The following is a 19136-nucleotide window of genomic DNA, read 5'->3' on the forward strand; positions in this document are numbered from 1 at the left end:
TGCGAGACCGTCAGGCGGCGCGGATCTTGCTGAGGAAGTCCCTGACCAGATGACCAAGATTTCTGCTCTGGCTCTCCAGCGTCTCTGAGGCATTGCGCACGTTGTCGGCGGCGGCCGCAGCCGCGTCTGCGTCCGACTTCACGCCGGTGATGTTGTCGGAGACGTTCTTGGTGCCATCTGCAGCGAACTGGGTGCTGCGCGAGATCTCCTGTGTCGCCGCGCCTTGCTCCTGCACGGCAGCGGCGATCGCGGTCGCCACCTCGTTGACCTCGCCGATGATGCCGCCGATCCGCTTGATGGCGTCGATCGCGTCATTGGCGACACGTTGAATGTCGGCGATCTGCTCGGAAATCTCGTCGGTCGCCTTCGCGGTCTGGCTCGCGAGCGTCTTCACCTCGGAGGCGACGACGGCGAAGCCCTTGCCGGCCTCGCCGGCGCGCGCCGCCTCGATGGTGGCATTCAGCGCCAGCAGATTGGTCTGCGAGGCGATGCTGTTGATCAGCCCGACAACCTCGCCGATCCGGTTCGCCGATTGCGCCAGCCCCTGCACCGTGTCGTCGGTCATGCGGGCCTGTTCGACCGCGCGGCTGGCGATGCCGGCGGCATGGGAAGCCTGCTTGGAGATGTCCGCGATCGACGCATTCAGCTCCTCCGCCGCGGAGGCGACCGTCTGCACGCTCATCGAGGCGTCGTTCGAAGCCCTCGCGGCGACCTCGGCGCGGGTGTTGGTTTGCCGCGACACGTTGGTGAGGCCGGCCGACGTGGCCTGCATGTCGGTGGAGGCCTGGCCGAGCTGCTCCAGCGACCCGCGCACCAGACTTTCGAACTCCGCGACGTAGGACTCGATCGCGCGCTGGCGCGCAACTGTCGCGGCGTTGCGCTCGCGCTCCTGGGCCTCGATCGCGAGCTTGTCCTTGGCCTGCTGCTTGAACGTCTCGAGCGCGTTGGCAAGCGCGCCGATCTCGTCCTGCCGCTGGGTGTAGCCGGTGTCGACGCCGAGATCGCCGCCCGCGACCGCGAGCATGGCATCGCGCATCCGGTGCAGCGGCCGGATCACCCGGCCGCTCACGGCGGCGATCGCTGCGCCGCCCAGTGCGACGGCCAGGAGCAGCAGCGTCAGCTGGAGCATCAGAGACTCCATCGCCGTGCTCTGCTGCGCGCTGGAATGGTCCTTGGCCGCGTCGAGCGCCGCCTCGGCCAGGGCGACCGCGCTCGTCATCTTGTTCACGGAGAACGGACTCCACTGATATGGCGTCAGCTCGGGCTTCTCGCCCTTTTGCACCGCTGCCAGCAGACGTTCGCGCAGGCCGGCATACTCCGGCGTGAAATAGGCCTGCTCCGTGCCCGACATCGCTGCGGAGAGCGCCGGCGGCAAGCTCATGCCGGAGGTGGCGAGCTGGACCGCCTTCCACGCGGCATCGACGCCGCCGACCTGCTTGGTGTAGGCCAGCACCGCTTCGGGCGACACCTTGCCGGCCGTCAGCGCATTGCTGACGACGAGCGATGCTTCACCAGCCGTGTTGCGCATCAGCCAGGCCATCTGCTTGATCATCAATAGCTGATCGACGGTCGCACTCTGATGATTGACGCTGGCGGCGATATTGACCGTGATCTTGTCGAGCAGGACCAGCAGCGCGTCGAACGTCTCGCCATACTCCTTGGGCAGGCCGGCGCGGCGGGCCGCCTTCGGCTTGACGATCTCGGTCCAGAACTCGCTGTGCTCCGCGGTCAGCGTCTTGTTGAGCCGGTCGAGGTCGGCAACCAGGCTCTGGTTCTGTTGGAAGTCGATGCCTTGCAGCAGATCGAGACTGCGGTCCAGCGCAGGGACGTAGATGCCACGGGCGGAGCGCAGGAATTTCTCGGTGTCGCCGTCCATGGCCTGATCGGCATTCAGCACGCGGATCGTGGTCGAACGATCGCTGCGCATGCTGTTCATGGCCTTGAACAAGACGCCCGAGACTTCGGCAACGCGTGCGATCCGCTGGGCAGATTGCAGCCTGCTCCAGGAATTCCAGGCGTTCAGCGAGAAGAGGGCGACGACGGCGAGGGCGGCGGTGGCGATGACCGTCTTCAGCAATGAAGAAATGGTCAGGCGATTCAACATTTTGATCTCCGGTTCCCGGCATTCGACCGCAAACCGGTAAAGAACTGAATGCGAGGTGGGTCCGTGGAACTACGGAGAAAACGGAGTGGCCAAAGTTCCGACCCGGGAACTGCAAGCCGCCGAGCGGGTTAGCTCCACAGCGCCAGCGCATTCTTCATCTCCCAGGGGACTCCCATGCTCATCAGTGCTCTCGTCACCTTCCTCGTCGTCATCCTCATTCTGTATTTGATCAATCTGTTGCCGATCGACGGCCGCGCCAAGCAGATCTGCCGCGTCGTCGTGATCGTGCTCGGCGTGATCTCGCTGCTTCGCTACATCGCGGTCATATGATCTGAGGATCATGTTACCTCTCGCCTGATCAAAAAAAGCCCCGGCGGATCGCCGGGGCTTTGTGACGTCTGGCCTAAGCCTTCTCGTTCTGCTTGGCCTCGCGGCGCCGGGCGGTGAGGATGTACTCGGTGTAGCCGTTCGGCTGGGTGCGGCCTTCGAACACGAGGTCGCAGGCTGCCTTGAAGGCGACGCCGTCGAACGACGGCGCCATCGGCTGATACAGCGCGTCGCCGACGTTCTGCTTGTCGACCACGACGGCCATGCGCTTCAGCGAATCCATCACCTGCTCCTTGGTGACGACCCCATGGTGAAGCCAGTTGGCGAGATGCTGGCTGGAGATCCGCAAGGTGGCGCGGTCCTCCATCAGGCCGACGTCGTGGATATCAGGCACCTTGGAGCAGCCGACGCCCTGGTCGATCCAGCGTACGACATAGCCGAGGATGCCCTGGCAGTTGTTGTCGATCTCCTGGCGCACGTCGTCCGGTGCCCAGTTCGACTGCGACACCGGAATGGTGAGGATGTCGCCGAGCTTGGCGCGCGGTCCGCCCTTGGCGAGCTCGTCCTGGCGGGCGTGCACGTTGACCTGGTGATAGTGCAAGGCGTGCAGCGTCGCTGCCGTCGGCGACGGCACCCAGGCGGTGGTGGCGCCGGCTTGCGGGTGGCCGATCTTCTGCGCCAGCATGTCGGCCATCTTGTCCGGCGCGGCCCACATGCCCTTGCCGATCTGGGCATGGCCGGGCAGGCCACAGGTCAAGCCGTTGTCGACGTTCCAATCCTCATAGGCCTTGATCCAGGGCTGCGCCTTCATCTCGTTCTTGCGGATCATTGGACCCGCTTCCATCGAGGTGTGGATCTCGTCGCCGGTGCGGTCGAGGAAGCCGGTGTTGATGAAGACGATGCGCTTGGACGCCTGCTGGATGCAGGCCTTGAGGTTCACCGTGGTGCGGCGCTCCTCGTCCATAATGCCGACCTTCATGCTGTTTTCCGGCAGGCCGAGCAGCTTCTCGACGCGCGAAAACAGCTCGACCGTGAGCGCCACCTCGTCCGGGCCGTGCATCTTCGGCTTGACGATGTAGATCGAGCCGGTGCGGCTGTTCTTAACCTTGGAGTTGCTCTTGAGGTCGTGGATCGCCAGGAGGCCGGTGACGGCGGCATCGAGAATGCCCTCCGGCACCTCCTCACCCTTGGCGTCGAGCACGGCGTCGGTGAACATGTGGTGCCCGCAATTGCGGATCAGCAGCAGGCTGCGGCCGTGCAAGGTGAGCGTCCCGCCGGACGGCGTGGTGTAGCTGCGGTCGCTGTTCAGCGCGCGGGTGAGCGTCTTGCCGCCCTTCTCGAAATCGGCCGACAGCGTGCCGTTCATCAGGCCGAGCGTGTTGCGGTAGACCAGCACCTTGTCCTCGGCGTCGACGGCGGCGACCGAGTCCTCCATGTCGAGGATGGTCGAGACTGCGGCCTCCAGGATCATGTCGGAGACGCCGGCCGGATCGTCCTTGCCGATGATGTGGCTGCGGTCGATCACGACCTCGACGTGGAGGCCGTTGTTGGCGAGCAGGATCACGGAGGGGGCGTCGGCCGAGCCCTGGTAGCCGGCGAACTGGTCGGCGTTCTTGAGCGCGGTGGCGTTGCCGCTCTTCAGCTTGGCGGAGAGCTGGCCGGCGATCACGCTGTAGGCGGTCACGTCGGTGTGGCTGCCGGTGGCGAGCGGTACGGCGGCGTCGAGGAACGCCTTGGCCTTGGCGATCACCTTGTCGCCGCGGGCCTTGTTGTAGCCCTTGCCGGACTCGCTCGGATCGTGCGGGATGGCGTCGGTGCCGTAGAACGCGTCATACAGCGAGCCCCAGCGCGCATTCGCCGCGTTGAGCGCGTAGCGGGCATTGGTCAGCGGCACCACCAGCTGCGGGCCGCAGATCTTGCCGATCTCCTCGTCCACATTGGCGGTCTCGACCTTGTGGGTCGCGGGCTCCGGCAGCAGGTAGCCGATCTCCTTCAGGAACGCGGTGTAGGCGCCGAGGTCGAAGGCCTTGCCCTTGTTGGCGAGGTGCCAAGCGTCGATCTTGTCCTGCAGGGCATTGCGGAGGGCGAGCAACTCGCGGTTCTTCGGGGCGAGATCGCGCAGGATCGCGCTGAGGCCGGCCCAGAACGCGTCCGGATCGATCCCGGTCTTCGGCGCGGCCTCCTTGGCGATGAAGTCGAACAAAACGGGGGCGATCTTCAGTCCATGGACGTCGATACGGGTCATGATGAGACGTTTCTCTCGAATAAGGGCGACGTTGCGCGTGTCTTGGCGTGCTGAAATGGCCGCCTCGAAGGCGGCGTGTGCAGTGCATTTAGCGCCAAAGCGGGGGCCACGAAAGGGGGGAGGGGTATCGCAGTTGGTCGGGGGGCAGCGGACAGGCGGGCTGGTTCCGGGCGGAGTGATGCCAAGTAATTTCGCAGGACCGCCTCAGAGTTCGGCCGCGAGCCCACAACCGTGCGGAGCTCTCGGATCGGGCACGCTGCCACCCTCCCCTGGAGGGGGAGGGTCGACTCGCAACGAGCGAAGCGAGATGCGAGGCGGGGTGGGGTGATCTCTCCACGAGCGCCGGTGCGCGTGGCATCACCCCACCCCGCCGCGCATCGCTGCCGCGACGCGCGCCGACCCTCCCCCTCCAGGGGAGGGTGACAACGCAAAGCGTGCCGCAAATGGCGTTCCGAGGTACACCAAACGGCTGCGGACAACTCAACGAAGGTGATCGCTCGTGGAGGTGATGGCTCATGCGACTTCGTCCTCGCGGCGCGTGATCGCGTCCGAGCTTTGCTGACGTGCCGCCCCTCGATGACGAGAGGCGCAGGGAAGGCCGGGTGCAGGCTGCACCCATGGCCCGCCTGCAGAAAAAAATGCAGGCGGCAGGAACCACAGGTACGAGCCGGACATCCGGCCTTCCCTGCGCGATGGCTCTACGGTTGCTCCGTGGTCTCCCCGGTGCGCCGGGCTTTCTGGTCACCGTTGCCCGCGCGACGCATTGGCGTCATCGCAAGCGTGGCATCAGCATCGGGATGCCAGGACCCCACGGCTTGGCCGTGCGCCTCGGGACTGTCCGTCGACATGATTGCTCACGCCGCAGCCCAAAGCGCCCACCGCATCCCGCACCCGACGTCCGTGACGGTCGCGAACTGTCCCTCGTGTGGGACGGGATGCGCAGAGATAAGCATGAATTCGGAAAAAAGGAAAGAGGAATATTTTTGGGCCGAGGACTGGATAGGGCAAATCAGCTTGGCCGGACGAGGGAAACAGGCTTTTCCGTGCGAGAGGTACGCGTTGAAATCTGTAGCACCTGGTGCTATATAAAGCCATGGCTGGCCAATTCAAGCGAGTTTTCAAAACCGCATGGTTCTCGAAGGCGGCACGCAAGGCTCGTATCAGGGACATCGAGCTCTGCGAGGCCGTCGAGGCAGTCATCAAGGGCCAGGCTGACGATCTGGGAGGTGGGGTCTTCAAGAAGCGTCTGAACAAGAACATGCACCGGAGCATCATCCTCGCCAAGAGCGGTCGATACTGGATCTACGAATATCTATTCGCCAAGAAGGATAGAGCGAACATCGACGATGATGAGCTGGAAGACTTCCGAACTCTCGCAAAGAGCTATGCCGCATTGAATAGCGCACAACTCGCGCAACTCCTGGCGGACGAAGACTTGGTGGAGATCTGTCATGACGAAAAAAAATAGGTTCAAGAGCGACCTCTCGGAAGCGCTTCATTCGTCCGCCACGATGCTTCACAAAGTCGGCGCGCTCGACAAGGCGACGATGCGGGACTTCGATTCCCGTCATCTAGCCGTCGCCAGTGAAATGAAGCCTGCTCAGATCAAGCGGCTCCGTGAGGCCAACAATGTCAGTCAGCCGGTGTTCGCCCGATATCTCAATACGAGCGAAAGCACCATCGAGAAATGGGAGACTGGAGCCAAGCGGCCGAGCGGCATGGCGCTCAAGCTGCTGACAATCGTCCAGAAGCACGGGTTGAAGATCCTCGCCTGATGCAGTCAGTACCTCGTGGCGGGCGGCTAAACCAGCGTGAACGGGGCGATATATAGGTCTGGCCTTCGGTATCGCTGTTGCTGATACGGAGCTACACGTGTTCCGCACTTTCCGAGCCTGCCTTGCGAGCCTCCGGCGGCGGAAGCGGCTGTTCAGGGAGTACGACGTCGTTCGTCTTCGGAGGTTGGTGCCAACCATACCTCTTCCGATCGGCGCGCAAGGTACCATCGTGATCGATCATCGTTCCAGGCCGCCGGCATATCTGGTCGAGTTCTTTTCTGACGGAGAGCATGCCGGGCTTTATGACGTCGTGCCTGAGGACATCGAGTTGATGATCCCATACGAAGGATGGTTCGTGAAAGGGAGCCCGCGTGAGCTCTCGCGACACGCGGTGCCTGCTCGAAGTGATTGGCGACTGAAATGATCGGCGCGCGTCGTCTCGCCGGCTCTACGGTCTGTGGAGTTTGCAGCGCAATCTTGCTTACTCAAGCGGGCCTCAAATAGAGTATTCTCGCAGCAGACTCGATAAATCGTAGAAATTGACAATGCGCGCCAGAATCTCGAGTGAAATAAAGAGACTTGCGGAGGCTAACGGCGGTCAGGCTCCAGGTGTTCGCGCGTTCGAGAGCGCAACCGGCATTACCGAGGGGACTTGGCGCGGCCTGTATTGGGCTCGTTGGAGTGATGCCCTAGCCGAGGCTGGCTACGCGGCGAACAAGTTTCAAGGTAAGTCTGAGGCCGATCATATTCTGGCGAGCTTCGTGGAAGCGGCCCGATACTATAAGCGGCTGCCGACCATTATGGAAATTCGGATGTTCAGGCGGCAGCGCGAGGACTTCCCGAACGAGAAGACAATCCACTCTTATTTTGGATCAAAAGAGGGATTGATCTCGAACCTCAGGGCATGGTTGGAGGGCAGGCCGGGATACGACGATATCGTCCAGATGCTCGGCCAGAAAGTGGAGGCCGAAACTCCGACCAACTCGAGGGAAGGTCTAGTTTATCTCATAAAATCCAGTACCCACTACAAAATTGGCCGCAACGATGAATTGGAACGCCGAGTCAAAGAAATTCGTATCGCTCTTCCCGAAGCCGCAACGCTTGTTCACTCGATCCGCACCGATGATCCCGCAGGCATCGAGGCATATTGGCATCGTCGCTTCGTAGACAAGCGAGCGAACGGTGAGTGGTTTAAGCTGACTAACGCGGACGTAGCGGCGTTTAAGAAGCGAAGATACCAGTAGCGCATCATCGTCAGGCACTGGATGTCGCCCCGTTCATCCCGGCTACGCGCCGTTGTGAGGCCACCGCCTGAGCCGTGCCGCCTCGACCGGCATTCCGATCGTCAAGGGCTGCCGTAGGTGGCGCAAGCTGAGAAGCCGTAGGACAAACCCGGTCAACGTGAAGCCCTCCGGTCCAAAATGACGGTCGAACGCGAAGTCGGGCAGGTCGACTTCGAACTGCCGTTGAAATGCAAGCAGGAATTCGCGCGCATCCTCGCCGTCCACGCCGAGGTCGCGGGCGACGTCGGTCTCGTCGAAGAGCGGCCTGCGCGTCGCCGTCTGCGCCGCGACGAACTGCAGGACGGATTGACGGAGCAGGTCTGTTGTCTGTTGCATCATCTCGTGCCTGACTCTGCATGCTGCCACGCGCCGACTGCCAAAGTCGCTTTTGCCCTCCTACGCAACAATGGATCTATGCCCACGCCATCCCAATCACGATGGCCGGACCGTCGCTTTCCTTGTTGGATCCCTTGGTCACGGGCCTCCGGACGCTTGTGCCGCGCTCGCGCCGATGCCGGCCATCCAAGCGGCGCGCCGCTGTCGCCAGGCTGTTCGCCAGGCGTCCGATCGACGCGGTCGCCTGCTTGATGAGAAACAGGATCGTCGTGAGGCGGCTGAGGATGCCGACCAGGAGCAGGACGGAGAAGACATCGATATAGGCCAGGATATCGCCGACCAGCATCAATTCGGGCGGGATCGGAATGCTGTGATAATACGCCACAACGAGGATGATGACCGGCAGGAAGGCGATGATCCGCCGCAGCGTCAGCCGGTCCAGGAAGGCCGCGAGCTGGACGACAAAGACGTCCCACAACCAGTCACCCAGGAGGGCGGGTCTGTCGATCGTCCATGTCCGCCAAAGCGCCTTCCACATCGAGCGACTCCATATGCGAGATAGGGCAAGCACTCGCAAGATAGCATGCGTTGCGATGCGCGGATATTTCCGGGATGTCGCATGTCCAACCGGCGGGCGGTGTGAATCGCCGTTGCTGTGGCTACAACGCGCCGAAGGTGACGAGCCGGAGCTTCAACCAATCCGAGGGCGGCACATCGCTGGCTTGTCCGATCGGCCCAGTTGCGATCGACGGCCGTATGCTTCCGTCCTGCTCCCCTCATGCCCTTGACGGCGCCAGGCGGAATTCGACCACGTCCTCGGCCGTGGACAGGTCGCGGGCCATCTGGGCGGTCTCGAACCGGCCGGCGGCCTGCAGCACGAGCTCGAAATGGAATTGCCGCTTCGCCTCGCTGTATTCGTAGCACCAGTCCAGCACGTCGAAGCCATAGGCCCGCATGCATTCGCGCAGTTCGGCCTCGCTCGGTTGCAGGCCATGGCGATAGACGACCGACAGCGACAGCGTGGTCTGATGCGGCAGCCATTGTTCGACCTTGCCGAGCAGGGTCATCGCGGCCAGGGACAAAGCCGTGGCGCAAAGCGCAGTGCCGTAGAAGCCGATGCCGATGATGATGCCGATCGCCGACGTCATCCAGATCGAGGCGGCCGTCGACACGCCGCGGATGGTGAAGCCGTCCTTGATGATGACGCCGGCGCCGAGGAAGCCGATGCCGGTCATCAGGCCCTGGATCACGCGCGTCGGATCGGAGACGGTCGGCGACACCGCCATGCCGCCATACCAGCTGCCGGGAAAGCCGTTGATCGCCGTCAGCAAGGTCGATGCGACGCAAACCAGCGCGTAGGTCCGCATGCCGGCCGCGCGTCCGTGATAGGTGCGCTCGTAGCCCAGCAGCAGGCCGACGGCCGCTGCACCCATCAGGTGCAGCAGCAGAATCCCGTTCGTCTCCAGTTCTGCCCTCGACCAATAGGCCGCCAGATGCTCCATCCTGCGCCTCGACCGCGTTGCTGCGCGTGCCGTGAACTGTGCGGATCAAGTGCTAATTTCTGCTTGCAGATCGTACGGCGGCCCCATGGGTAGGCTTGGCGTCCAAGAGCGAATCGGCGCACTCCCCCGTAGTTCTTCGGGGAGAAGGTGACCACGCTTGGCTGCGGCTGTCGCTCTGCTCGCCGATGTCGCGCGTGACGTCACGAGGCCGAATTTGAGCCAGGCTGCGGGCGGCACCTCGGGTGAGGTGTGTGCGGTCGACGATGTCGATCAAGCCGGGGTCGATGTCCCTCTCGCGCAAGATAGCGCGACCTGCTCACCATGAGACATGGTCAGGCCGGCACGATGCTGTCGCTCAATCCCGCGCGCGCCGATTCATTGCCCCCGCACAGTCCCACTTCGGACGCAAAAGCTATCGATAACTACTTGCATCTAGGGGGGAGGCGCATCATGTCGTTCACTGGGCTGCGGTCGATCATCCTGTGCCTCGGCCTGCTCGCCTTGCCCGCCCTCGCAGCCGACAAGTCGACAGCACCGTACCTGCACGCGGCTGAGAGAAACGCGGCTCCGTACAAGCCGACCCTGCTGCAGATGCTGGTGGCCGCGTTGAAGCCGAGATCCGTCCACGCGGCCGAGCCCGCCCACAAGCCCAGGGTCAGGCACGCTGCAACCACAGCAAGGAGGCCGAAGGCCCCGCCCGCCGCTGCAGCGACGGAGCCGCCCGTGGCGCCGCCCACCACGGTCGGCGCCGCCGCGACTCCACCTGCACCCCTCTCCGAGGCGGACCCCGCCGCTAAGGGGCTGGCGCTGTTCAACGACGTGAGCCTGTCGGACGGTGGCAAGGCGTCCTGCGCCACCTGCCACTTCTCGACCGGGCATACCAACAACAAGACCTATGTCGGGCTCGACGTCGTCGCCGACGGCGACCCCAACGGCAGGAATACGCCGACCCTGTGGGGCGTCGGCGAGCGCTCGGTGTTCGGCTGGGCCGGGCAGGCGGCGACGCTGGAGGACAGCATTCGCGGCATCATCGTCAACCGCATGAAGGGGCCGGAGCCGTCGAAGGAGAAGCTGGCGGCGCTGGTCGCCTATGTGCGGACGCTGAACTATCCGGCGAACTGGCAGGTCAAGGACGACGGCACGCCGAGGGAGGATGCCAGCGCGGCCGTGAAGCGCGGCTATGAGCTCTATGTCGGCGATGGCGGCTGCGGCACCTGCCACGTGCTGCCGAGCTTCGACAAGAAGAGCCGCGACGACATCGGCACCGGCGGCAAGTTCAAGGTGCCGACCCTGCACGCGGTGGCGTCGACGGCGCCGTATTTCCACGACGGCCGCACCGCCTCGCTGCGCGACGCCGTCAAGCTGATGTGGGAGGTCTATGCCAAGAAGATGGATTCGCGACTGCCGACCGACGCCGAGCTCGACGATCTCACCGCCTATGTCGGCGCGCTGTAGCGTGGCACGGACAAGAAGCTGGCGGTCGTGTCTTCACCGTCATTCCGGGCGATTGGCAATGCGGAGGCGCGAAGCGGTTTCGCATTGACGATCGAACCCGGAATCTCGAGCTTGTCAAGAATGGACGCAAGACAATGTCGAGATTCCGGGTTCAAGGCCTGCGGCCTTGCCCCGGAATGACAGTGCGTATCACGAGCCTGACAGGCAAACGTGAGAGGCTTGATTATCTGCCAACCCTGTCATGGACCGCGCGTGCGCGGTCCATGATCATGCAGTGACGACGCAATCAGATGTTGGCGCCGAGATCCGCGATATCGTCGAACAGCACACCTGTCCGCGACAGCAGCGCCTCGAGCTCGTCGGTGGCGTCCGCAATCCCGCGCGTCGCGGTGTCGATCACCAGCTCCGCATCGAGCGGCGGCTCGTAGTCGGTGCCGATGCCGGTGAAGTTCTGCAGATTGCCGGCACGGGCCTTGGCGTAGTGGCCTTTGGGATCGCGGCTCTCGCAGATCTCGGCGGCCGTCGCGACATAGACCTCACGGAACAGGTCGCCGGCGACGCGACGGGCGGCCGCGCGGTCCTCGCGCGCGGGCGACACGGCGGCCACGATCGCGATGTGGCCGTTGCGAGCGAGATGGGTCGCGACCTCGGCGAGGCGACGGATGTTCTCGGCGCGGTCCTCCGGCGTGAAGCCGAGATCCTTGTTGAGGCCGGCGCGGACGGTGTCGCCGTCGAGCAGCACGGGCGCGCCGCCGCGGCCGAACAGCCGCCGCTCCAGGGCGCGGGCGAGCGTCGACTTGCCGGCGCCGGGCAGGCCGGTCATCCACACCACCGCGCCCTTGTGGCGGTAGCGGTCGGCGCGCTCCTGCGGCTGCAGCGCCGATTCCACCGGCATGATGTCGACCGGCGCGGCGCGCTTGCCGGCGTCGACCGTGAGCACCAGACCGCCGCCTGCAATGCGGCCCTGGACCTCGATGACGAGGCGGCCGGTGCGCGCGTTCTCGGCGTAGGGATCGATGGCGACCGGCTGGGTCAGCGCGATCTCGATCTCGCCGACATGGTTGCGCGCGATCGCGGCATTCTGCTCGTTGGAGAGCGAGCCCGGATCGACCGCCTTCTCGATCGCGACCACGCTGCCGCGCGCCTCGCGGGTGCCGAGCCGCACCAGGATGCTGTCCCCCTTGGCGAGCGGCTGGTCGTGCAGCCAGAAGATGCGCGCGTGCAGGCGTCGAGCCGCCTGCGGCTCGCGGCCGACATGGGCGATGACGTCGCCGCGCTCGATGAACAGCTCGCGGTCGAGCGTGATGCCGACCGAGCGGCCGGCGCCCTGCGGCGCCGTCACCGGCGTCTGCGGCCAGCCCTCGACGGTCTTGATCTTGGCGATCTTGCCGGCCGGCATGATCACGATCTCGTCGCCGGTCTTGAGCTCGCCAGCCTCGACGCGGCCGGCGACGATGCGACGGTCGTCGAATTTGTAGATCGCCTGCACCGGCAGGCGCAGCGGCAGGCTCGACAGCGGCCGTGCCGGCTCCAGGCCGTCGAGGGCCTCGACCACGGTCGGGCCGCCATACCAGCCGATCCGCGAGGTCAGCTGGGCGACGCCGTCGCCGTCGCGCGCCGAGATCGGAATGATCGCGACCGGCTCGACGCCGAGGCCCTCGAGATGCGCGGAGATCTCGGCCTTGATCGTGTCGAAGCGCTCCTCGCTGAAATCGACGCGGTCCATCTTGTTGACGACGACCGCCACCTGCTTCACGCCGAGCAGATGCAGCAGATAGCCGTGGCGCCGGGTCTGGTCGCGCACGCCTTCGAGCGCGTCGATGATCAGCACTGCGCCGTCGGCCTGCGAGGCGCCGGTGATCATGTTGCGCAGGAATTCGGCATGGCCGGGCGCGTCGATCAGCACGACCTCGCGCGCATTGGTGCGGAAGCGGATCTGCGTGGTGTCGATGGTGATGCCCTGGTCGCGCTCGGTCTGCAGCGCATCGAGCAGGAACGACCATTCGAACGGCATGCCGCGGCGGGCGGAGACCGCCTGCAGCATTTCGAGCTTGCCCTCGGGCAGGCTGCCGGTCTCATGCAGCAGGCGGCCGACCAGCGTCGACTTGCCGTGGTCGACGTGGCCCACGATCACGATGCGGACCTGCGGACGGGTGGTGCCGTTCGGCGTGGCGGGGGCGGCTGACGGGACTCGCATGTTCATGGCCTCGTCCCCGCTCACAGATAGCCGGCGACGCGCAGGCGCTCGAAGGCGTCCTCGGTCTCGTGGTCGAGCGCGCGGCCGGCGCGCTCCGGCACCTTGGTGCTTTCGAGCTCGGCGAGAATCTCGGGGATGTTGGAGGCGTTGGATGCCACGGGGAACGTGATGTCCTGATCGCCGAGCGAGCGATAGCGCTTGCCGTTCCTGGACAGATACAGCGGAATGATCGGGATGTTCTCCCGCGCCGTGTAGGCCCAGATGTCGGCCTCGGTCCAATGCAGGATCGGATGGATGCGCAAGTGAGCGCCCTGCGGCGGCGAGGCGTTGAAGTGATCCCAGAACTCAGGTGGCTGATCGCGCACGTCCCAATGGCCTTCGGCGCCGCGCGGCGAGAACACGCGCTCCTTGGCGCGCGTCGCTTCCTCGTCGCGGCGGATGCCGGCGATCAGGCCGTCGAAGCCGTGCTTGGCGAGCGCCATCTTCAGGCCTTCGGTTTTCCGCGCAGCCGAGCGCGCCGCGGGGGGCAGGGTCGGATCCACCGCGTCGATCGGCGGGCACGGCTCGACCTTGAGATCGAGGCCCCATTCCTTCGCGTAGGTGTCGCGGAAGGCGTACATCTCCGGAAACTTCTTGGCCGTGTCGACATGCATGGCCGGAAACGGCACGCGGCCGAAGAACGCCTTGCGCGCCAGCCAGATCATGACGTTGGAATCTTTTCCGAGCGACCAGAGCAGCGCGAGCTTCTTCAGCCGTGCAAAGGCCTCGCGGAGAATGTAAATGCTCTGCGCCTCGAGCTGATCGAGATGATCCATGGTCGGTGCGGCGCTGAGGACGCGCGGCATGGAAGATGCTTGCTCGATCTCGGAAGAGGGCAACCGATCTCTGGAAACGTCGTTGGTGAGAATGTGCATGCTATCAGCCATCGCCTGCTTGGGAGAAAATTCTATGGCGAAGCCAAGGAATAATTTTCTCTTTACGTGTGCGGCGTGACACTTATATAGAAAATAATTCCAGTCAACCCCGAAGAGTCGAAACCGAAGAGCGCGATGCAATATCTGCCGGTGTTTCTCGATCTGAAGACCGGCCCCGTGCTGCTGATTGGCGCGGGCGAGCTCGTGCGCGCCAAGCTTCGCGTGTTGCTGTCCGCGGGCGCGCGCATCCGCTGGTTCGCCACCGACGGCGACTTCGATCTCGCGGGTCTGCGCGATGAGCACGGCCAGATCGAGCGCGCCGAAGGCGACCCGCTGAGCGCCGATCTCACTGGCGTCATCGCCGTGCTGTGCGCGGGCGCCGGCGACATCGGCGTTGCGATGTCGGCGCGGGCACGCAGCGTTGGTCTGCCCGTCAACGTGATGGACGACCTCGCGCATTCCAGCTTCATCTTTCCGGCGATCGTCGATCGCGGCGACGTCGTGGTGGCGATCGGCACCGGCGGCTCCTCGCCCGTGGTGGCACGCCGCGTGCGCGAGCGCATCGAGGCGCTGCTGCCGGCGCGGATCGGCGAGCTCGCGAGCTTCATCGGCGACTTCCGCAGGACCATCAATCCGCTGATCACCGAGATGCCGCTGCGCCGCCGCTTCTGGGAGCGCATCGTCGACGGCCCGATCGGCGCGCTGGTACTGGCGGGGCGCAAGCACGAGGCCGCGGCGGCGCTGCATGGCATCGCCGATCCGACCGCGTTCGCGGGCGCGGATCATGCGGGCCGCAGCGAAGGCCATGTGACCCTGGTCGGTGCCGGCCCCGGTGATCCGGACCTGCTGACGATCAAGGCGCTGCGCGCGCTGCAGGATGCCGACGTCGTGTTCTATGACGAGCTGGTCACGCCCGAGATTCTCGACCGCATTCGCCGCGACGCTTCGCGCGTGCCGGTCGGCCGCCGCGTCGGCAAGCCCGGCATCGGCCAGGACGCCGTCAACAAGCTCTTGATCGAGGCGGCGCGCGACGGCAAGCGCGCGGTGCGTCTCAAGGGTGGCGATGCCTTCGTGTTCGGCCGCGGTGGCGAGGAGGTCGACGCGCTGCGCAAGGCCGGCGTGTCCTACACGATCGTGCCCGGCATTACCGCCGGCATCGGTGCTGCCGCGCAGTTCGAGGTGCCGCTGACCTTCCGCAGCAAGGCGCTGCGCATCACCTTCCTCACCGCGCACAAGGAGCGCGACGCCGAGGCGGTGGACTGGTCGGCGCTGACCGACACCAAGATGACGGTCGTGGTCTACATGGGCATGACGGCCGCGCCTGCCGTGCGCACCGGGCTCCTCGCCGCCGGCCGCTCGCCGCAGACGCCGGTCGGTGTGTTCGCTAAGGTCACGCGCCCCGACGCGCAGGCCGTGGTCGGCACCTTGGATCAACTGCCTGACCTCGTGGCCAAGATCGATGGCGGTCCGGCCATTCTCATCATCGGTGATGTCGTGGCGCATTCGGCGCCGTGGCGTCAGCAGAACCTCAGTGGCGTGATCGCAAAACTCCTGGAACCCGTCTGAATGACCTCTCCGCTGCAACAGAAGATCAAGATCACCGGTCCCTCGATCATCACCGCGAACCGGACCTGGGACGGCGCGGTGATCTACCGCACCGGCACCAAGAGCTGGTCGGATGAGCTGAGCGATGCTGCGATCGTGCGCACCGCCGACGAGGCACGTACGCTGTTGTCGGAGGCGGTGGCCGACGATCTCGGCGCGATCGGTCCCTACATCGCGCCGGTCGAGGTTGGCACCGACGGTGCGGTCAAGCCCGGCAATATGCGCGAACACATCCGGCTCACGGGCGCCACCATCGCGCTCCCGGCTCAAGCCTGAAGGCTCTCTCATGTACGCTTATGACGAAATCGATCGGACCCTGGTCAACGAGCGCGTCGCCGAATTCCGCGACCAGGTGAAGCGGCGCCTGTCGGGCGAGCTCTCCGAGGACGAGTTCAAGATGCTGCGGCTGCAGAACGGCGTCTATCTGCAGCTCCACGCCTACATGTACCGCATCGCTATTCCCTACGGCACGCTGTCGTCCGAGCAACTGCGCCGGCTGGCGCATGTGGCGCGGCGCTACGACCGCGGCTACGGCCACTTCACGACGCGGCAGAACATCCAGTTCAACTGGATCAAGCTCGCCGAGCTGCCCGATGCGATGGCCGACCTTGCGGAAGTGGGCATCCAGTCGATGCAGACCTCCGGCAACAACATGCGCAACGTCACCTCGGACCAGTGGGCCGGCGTGGCGCCGGGCGAGATCGAGGATCCGCGCATCTGGGCCGAGCTCTTGCGCCAGTTCACGACCCTGCATCCGGAATTCTCGTTCCTGCCGCGCAAGTTCAAGATCGCGATCACGGCGTCCGAGCATGACCGCGCTGCGATCAAGATCCACGACATAGGCCTGCGTCTGCTCAAGAACGCGCAGGGCGAGACCGGCTTCGAGGTGCTGGTCGGCGGCGGTCTCGGCCGCTCGCCCTTCATCGCCAAGACCGTCAAGCCGTTCGTCCACGGCCACGACATCCTCAGCTATGTCGAGGCCATCCTGCGCGTCTACAACCAGTACGGCCGCCGCGACAACATCTACAAGGCGCGCATCAAGATCCTGGTGCACGAGCTCGGTATCGAGAAGTTCGCGTCCGAGGTCGAGGAGGAGTGGCAGCAGATCCGCGACGGCGTGCTCAAGCTCGACGACGGCATCGTCGAGGACATCCGCTCGCGCTTCTTCTATCCGGCCTACGAGACTCTGCCGCACATGCCGGAGGAGCTGAAGCAGGCCGCGCACGATCAGAAGTTCGAGGCCTGGCGCAAGAACGCGGTCTTCCCGCACAAGGCGCAGGGCTATGCGATCGTGGTCGTGTCGCTGAAGCCGGTCGGCAAGCCGCCGGGCGATGCGACCGCCGACCAGATGGATGCGCTTGCCGAGATCGCCGACAAATATTCGTCCAGCGAGATCCGCGTCGGTCATGAGCAGAACCTTGCGTTGCCGCATGTGCGCAAGCGTGATCTGCCGGCGGTGTGGAAGGCGCTCGAGGCGATCGGCCTCGCCATCCCCAACGTCAATCTCGTTTCCGACATCATCGCCTGCCCGGGGCTCGACTACTGCTCGCTGGCGAACGCGCGCTCGATCCCGATCGCGCAGGAGATCACGCGCCGCTTCGCCAATCACGACACGGCCAACCTGATCGGCCGGCTGCACATCAACATCTCCGGCTGCATCAATGCCTGCGGCCACCACCATGTCGGCCACATCGGCATCCTCGGCGTCGAGAAGAACAACGAGGAATTCTATCAGATCACGATCGGCGGCCGCGCCGATGAGGGCGCCGTGCTCGGCACCCTGATCGGACCCGCAGTGCCCTATGCCGAGGTCGCCGACGTCGTCGAGGACATCGTCGAGGCCTATCTTGCGCTGCGCGCGAGCCCTGAGGAGCTGTTCGTCGATACGGTGAAGCGGCTCGGGGTCGAACCATTCAGGGAGCGGGTTTATGCCACTCGTTAAGGGCGGACACATCATCGCGGACGCGTTCGTCCGCCTCACCGACGATGCCGAGCTGCCGGCGCAGGGGGCCGTCCTGGTCTCGGAGACGCGCTTTCTCGCCGGCCCGGACGCGCTGGTCAGCCGCAGCGGCGGCAAGCTCGGCGTGATCTGGCCGAACAATCGCGATGTCGACGATCTTGTGCCCTATCTCGATCGGCTCGCGCTGATCGCGCTGGTGTTTCCGAGCTTCCGCGACGGTCGCGCCTACACCCAGGCGCGTCTCTTGCGTGAGCGCTACGGCTATCGCGGCGAGCTGCGCGCGACCGGGCAGGTGCTGCGTGACCAGTTCGTGTTCATGCTGCGCGCCGGCTTCGACGCCTTCGAGGTCAAGAAGCAGGCGGATGCCGAGGCCTTCACCGAGACCGTGAAACGCTATTCGGTGTTCTACCAGCCGACCGGCGACGGCCGTATCTCGGCGCTGCATCAGCGCCTGCAACTGCGTCATTCGGAGAGTGCCGGGCTGTGAGCACGCTGGCTGCATCGCCTTCGGTTGCGGAGATCCCGGTCGCGGCGCTCGACGCCGCGCTGCGCACGGCCGCGCCGCGCGAGGTCATTGCCGCTGCTCTCGAGGCGATCGGTCACGAGCGGCTGGCGGTGGTGTCGTCGTTTGGAACGGAGTCGGCGGCGCTGCTGAAGGTGACGGCCGACGTTGATCCGGCGATCCCGGTGATCTTCCTCGACACCGGGCACATGTTCTCGGAGACGCTGGCCTATCGCGACCAGCTCATCGAGATTCTCGGCCTGCGGGACGTACGCTCGATCAAGCCCGACGCCGCGGCGCTGGCGCGCGAGGATGCCGACAACGAGTTGTGGTTCTCTGATCCCGACGCCTGCTGCCGCATCCGCAAAGTCGAGCCGCTGGCACGCGCGCTGGCGCCGTTCGCGGCCTGGATCAATGGCCGCAAGCGTTTCCAGGGCGGACTACGTGCGGCCATCCCGGTCGTCGAGCAGGACGGCGCGCGCGTGAAGTTCAATCCGTTTGCGAACGTGACGCGAGAGGACATCGCCGAAATCTACCGCTCGGCCAACCTGCCGCAGCATCCGCTGGTCGCCTCCGGCTTCCGCTCGATCGGCTGCATGCCCTGCACCAGCCGCTCGGACTCCGGCGAGGACGACCGTGCCGGGCGATGGCGCGGCCGCGGCAAGACGGAGTGCGGCATCCACACGGTGGCGACGTCGTCGGTGTAGGCTGCATGCGGCCATGAACATCGTGTTCGTTGAGAAGGACAGCGCGGATATCGAAGGACGTCCTTGGCCTCGCGGACTGCTTCCACCCCTCATCCTGAGGAGCCCGCCCCGAGGCGGGTGTCTCGAAGGATGAGGCCCGGACCACCTCTGCCGACGGCACTCCAGCCGACCAATGCGTCTTCAACACCGCCACACGCTCCCCACTCAGGGGGTGCATTCCGTGG

At 65.1% G+C, this 19136-nt stretch carries 18 protein-coding genes; 11 read left to right on the top strand and 7 right to left on the bottom strand.

The window, feature by feature from the left end:
- Nucleotides 1-10 precede the first annotated feature (10 nt).
- The gene (locus QX039_RS24715; protein ID WP_315772599.1) at nt 11-2104 is read right to left on the bottom strand and encodes a HAMP domain-containing methyl-accepting chemotaxis protein; all 2094 of its coding nucleotides are present in this window, start codon (nt 2102-2104) and stop codon (nt 11-13) included.
- A 174-nt stretch (nt 2105-2278) separates the two neighbouring features.
- Between QX039_RS24715 and QX039_RS24720 the strand changes: the two genes are divergently transcribed.
- Complete coding sequence (locus QX039_RS24720; protein ID WP_315734551.1) at nt 2279-2434, top strand: Thivi_2564 family membrane protein; 156 nt, start codon at nt 2279-2281, stop codon at nt 2432-2434.
- Nucleotides 2435-2507: 73 nt separating this feature from the next.
- Here QX039_RS24720 and QX039_RS24725 read toward each other — a convergent pair whose 3' ends face one another.
- A complete protein-coding gene (locus QX039_RS24725; RefSeq protein WP_315734549.1) occupies nt 2508-4676 on the bottom strand; it encodes a malate synthase G in 2169 nt (722 codons plus the stop codon).
- 1093 nt (nt 4677-5769) lie between these two features.
- On the opposite strand from QX039_RS24725, the gene QX039_RS24730 reads away from it, so the two are divergent.
- The 4 genes from QX039_RS24730 to QX039_RS24740 all read left to right on the top strand — a co-directional run bounded on the left by QX039_RS24730 (nt 5770) and on the right by QX039_RS24740 (nt 7695).
- Nucleotides 5770-6144 (top strand): type II toxin-antitoxin system RelE/ParE family toxin, encoded by a 375-nt coding sequence (locus tag QX039_RS24730; protein ID WP_315734547.1) that lies wholly within the window; start codon nt 5770-5772, stop codon nt 6142-6144.
- Nucleotides 6128-6451, top strand: a complete 324-nt coding sequence (locus QX039_RS24735; protein ID WP_315734545.1) for a DNA-binding transcriptional regulator — start codon at nt 6128-6130, stop codon at nt 6449-6451. Before QX039_RS24730 ends, QX039_RS24735 begins: the two co-directional genes overlap by 17 nt.
- Before the next feature lie 97 nt (nt 6452-6548).
- Nucleotides 6549-6875 carry a DUF4926 domain-containing protein gene (locus tag QX039_RS33095; protein WP_409997682.1) on the top strand — a complete coding sequence of 109 codons (327 nt, stop codon included), beginning with the start codon at nt 6549-6551 and terminating at the stop codon, nt 6873-6875.
- A gap of 121 nt (nt 6876-6996) precedes the next feature.
- Entirely contained in the window at nt 6997-7695 is a 699-nt protein-coding gene (locus QX039_RS24740; RefSeq protein ID WP_315734543.1) for a GIY-YIG nuclease family protein, read from the top strand.
- A gap of 42 nt (nt 7696-7737) precedes the next feature.
- On the opposite strand, the gene QX039_RS24745 is transcribed toward QX039_RS24740, so the two are convergent.
- From QX039_RS24745 to QX039_RS24755, 3 genes are all read right to left on the bottom strand, one after another.
- The gene (locus QX039_RS24745; protein ID WP_315734541.1) at nt 7738-8073 is read right to left on the bottom strand and encodes a DUF1493 family protein; all 336 of its coding nucleotides are present in this window, start codon (nt 8071-8073) and stop codon (nt 7738-7740) included.
- Nucleotides 8074-8146: 73 nt separating this feature from the next.
- Complete coding sequence (locus tag QX039_RS24750) at nt 8147-8608, bottom strand: hypothetical protein (protein ID WP_315734538.1); 462 nt, start codon at nt 8606-8608, stop codon at nt 8147-8149.
- Nucleotides 8609-8846: 238 nt separating this feature from the next.
- The gene (locus tag QX039_RS24755) at nt 8847-9572 is read right to left on the bottom strand and encodes an MgtC/SapB family protein (protein ID WP_315734536.1); all 726 of its coding nucleotides are present in this window, start codon (nt 9570-9572) and stop codon (nt 8847-8849) included.
- 450 nt (nt 9573-10022) lie between these two features.
- On the opposite strand from QX039_RS24755, the gene QX039_RS24760 reads away from it, so the two are divergent.
- Nucleotides 10023-11027 carry a cytochrome-c peroxidase gene (locus tag QX039_RS24760; protein ID WP_315734534.1) on the top strand — a complete coding sequence of 335 codons (1005 nt, stop codon included), beginning with the start codon at nt 10023-10025 and terminating at the stop codon, nt 11025-11027.
- A 286-nt stretch (nt 11028-11313) separates the two neighbouring features.
- On the opposite strand, the gene cysC is transcribed toward QX039_RS24760, so the two are convergent.
- The gene (gene cysC / locus QX039_RS24765; protein WP_315734532.1) at nt 11314-13230 is read right to left on the bottom strand and encodes an adenylyl-sulfate kinase; all 1917 of its coding nucleotides are present in this window, start codon (nt 13228-13230) and stop codon (nt 11314-11316) included.
- Between the two features lie 14 nt (nt 13231-13244).
- Complete coding sequence (gene cysD / locus QX039_RS24770) at nt 13245-14039, bottom strand: sulfate adenylyltransferase subunit CysD (protein ID WP_315735681.1); 795 nt, start codon at nt 14037-14039, stop codon at nt 13245-13247.
- Nucleotides 14040-14273: 234 nt separating this feature from the next.
- Here cysD and cysG point away from each other — a divergent pair, with 234 nt between their 5' ends.
- Genes cysG through QX039_RS24795 form a run of 5 tightly spaced genes read left to right on the top strand, consistent with a single transcriptional unit; the run spans nt 14274 to nt 18912 of the window.
- Nucleotides 14274-15704: a siroheme synthase CysG gene (cysG, locus tag QX039_RS24775; RefSeq protein WP_315772597.1), complete on the top strand. Its 1431-nt coding sequence runs from the start codon at nt 14274-14276 to the stop codon at nt 15702-15704.
- Entirely contained in the window at nt 15705-16019 is a 315-nt protein-coding gene (locus QX039_RS24780) for a DUF2849 domain-containing protein (RefSeq protein ID WP_315734528.1), read from the top strand.
- Nucleotides 16020-16029: 10 nt separating this feature from the next.
- Complete coding sequence (locus QX039_RS24785; RefSeq protein ID WP_315772595.1) at nt 16030-17685, top strand: nitrite/sulfite reductase; 1656 nt, start codon at nt 16030-16032, stop codon at nt 17683-17685.
- Nucleotides 17672-18190, top strand: a complete 519-nt coding sequence (locus QX039_RS24790; RefSeq protein WP_315772593.1) for a DUF934 domain-containing protein — start codon at nt 17672-17674, stop codon at nt 18188-18190. The genes QX039_RS24785 and QX039_RS24790 overlap by 14 nt, the downstream gene beginning before the upstream one ends.
- On the top strand, nt 18187-18912 hold the full coding sequence (locus tag QX039_RS24795) for a phosphoadenylyl-sulfate reductase (RefSeq protein WP_315772592.1): 726 nt from the start codon (nt 18187-18189) through the stop codon (nt 18910-18912). The genes QX039_RS24790 and QX039_RS24795 overlap by 4 nt, the downstream gene beginning before the upstream one ends.
- The last annotated feature ends 224 nt before the right edge of the window (nt 18913-19136 follow it).

It is taken from the genome of Bradyrhizobium sp. SZCCHNR1043, assembly GCF_032489675.1.
Lineage (GTDB): Bacteria > Pseudomonadota > Alphaproteobacteria > Rhizobiales > Xanthobacteraceae > Bradyrhizobium.

Coding starts and splice junctions, on each gene's coding strand:
- QX039_RS24715 (WP_315772599.1), bottom strand. CDS start 2,104: ATGTTGAATCGCCTGACCATTTCTTCATTGCTGAAGACGGTCATCGCC.
- QX039_RS24720 (WP_315734551.1), top strand. CDS start 2,279: ATGCTCATCAGTGCTCTCGTCACCTTCCTCGTCGTCATCCTCATTCTG.
- QX039_RS24725 (WP_315734549.1), bottom strand. CDS start 4,676: ATGACCCGTATCGACGTCCATGGACTGAAGATCGCCCCCGTTTTGTTC.
- QX039_RS24730 (WP_315734547.1), top strand. CDS start 5,770: ATGGCTGGCCAATTCAAGCGAGTTTTCAAAACCGCATGGTTCTCGAAG.
- QX039_RS24735 (WP_315734545.1), top strand. CDS start 6,128: ATGACGAAAAAAAATAGGTTCAAGAGCGACCTCTCGGAAGCGCTTCAT.
- QX039_RS24740 (WP_315734543.1), top strand. CDS start 6,997: ATGCGCGCCAGAATCTCGAGTGAAATAAAGAGACTTGCGGAGGCTAAC.
- QX039_RS24745 (WP_315734541.1), bottom strand. CDS start 8,073: ATGATGCAACAGACAACAGACCTGCTCCGTCAATCCGTCCTGCAGTTC.
- QX039_RS24750 (WP_315734538.1), bottom strand. CDS start 8,608: ATGTGGAAGGCGCTTTGGCGGACATGGACGATCGACAGACCCGCCCTC.
- QX039_RS24755 (WP_315734536.1), bottom strand. CDS start 9,572: ATGGAGCATCTGGCGGCCTATTGGTCGAGGGCAGAACTGGAGACGAAC.
- QX039_RS24760 (WP_315734534.1), top strand. CDS start 10,023: ATGTCGTTCACTGGGCTGCGGTCGATCATCCTGTGCCTCGGCCTGCTC.
- cysC (WP_315734532.1), bottom strand. CDS start 13,230: ATGAACATGCGAGTCCCGTCAGCCGCCCCCGCCACGCCGAACGGCACC.
- cysD (WP_315735681.1), bottom strand. CDS start 14,039: ATGGATCATCTCGATCAGCTCGAGGCGCAGAGCATTTACATTCTCCGC.
- cysG (WP_315772597.1), top strand. CDS start 14,274: ATGCAATATCTGCCGGTGTTTCTCGATCTGAAGACCGGCCCCGTGCTG.
- QX039_RS24780 (WP_315734528.1), top strand. CDS start 15,705: ATGACCTCTCCGCTGCAACAGAAGATCAAGATCACCGGTCCCTCGATC.
- QX039_RS24785 (WP_315772595.1), top strand. CDS start 16,030: ATGTACGCTTATGACGAAATCGATCGGACCCTGGTCAACGAGCGCGTC.
- QX039_RS24790 (WP_315772593.1), top strand. CDS start 17,672: ATGCCACTCGTTAAGGGCGGACACATCATCGCGGACGCGTTCGTCCGC.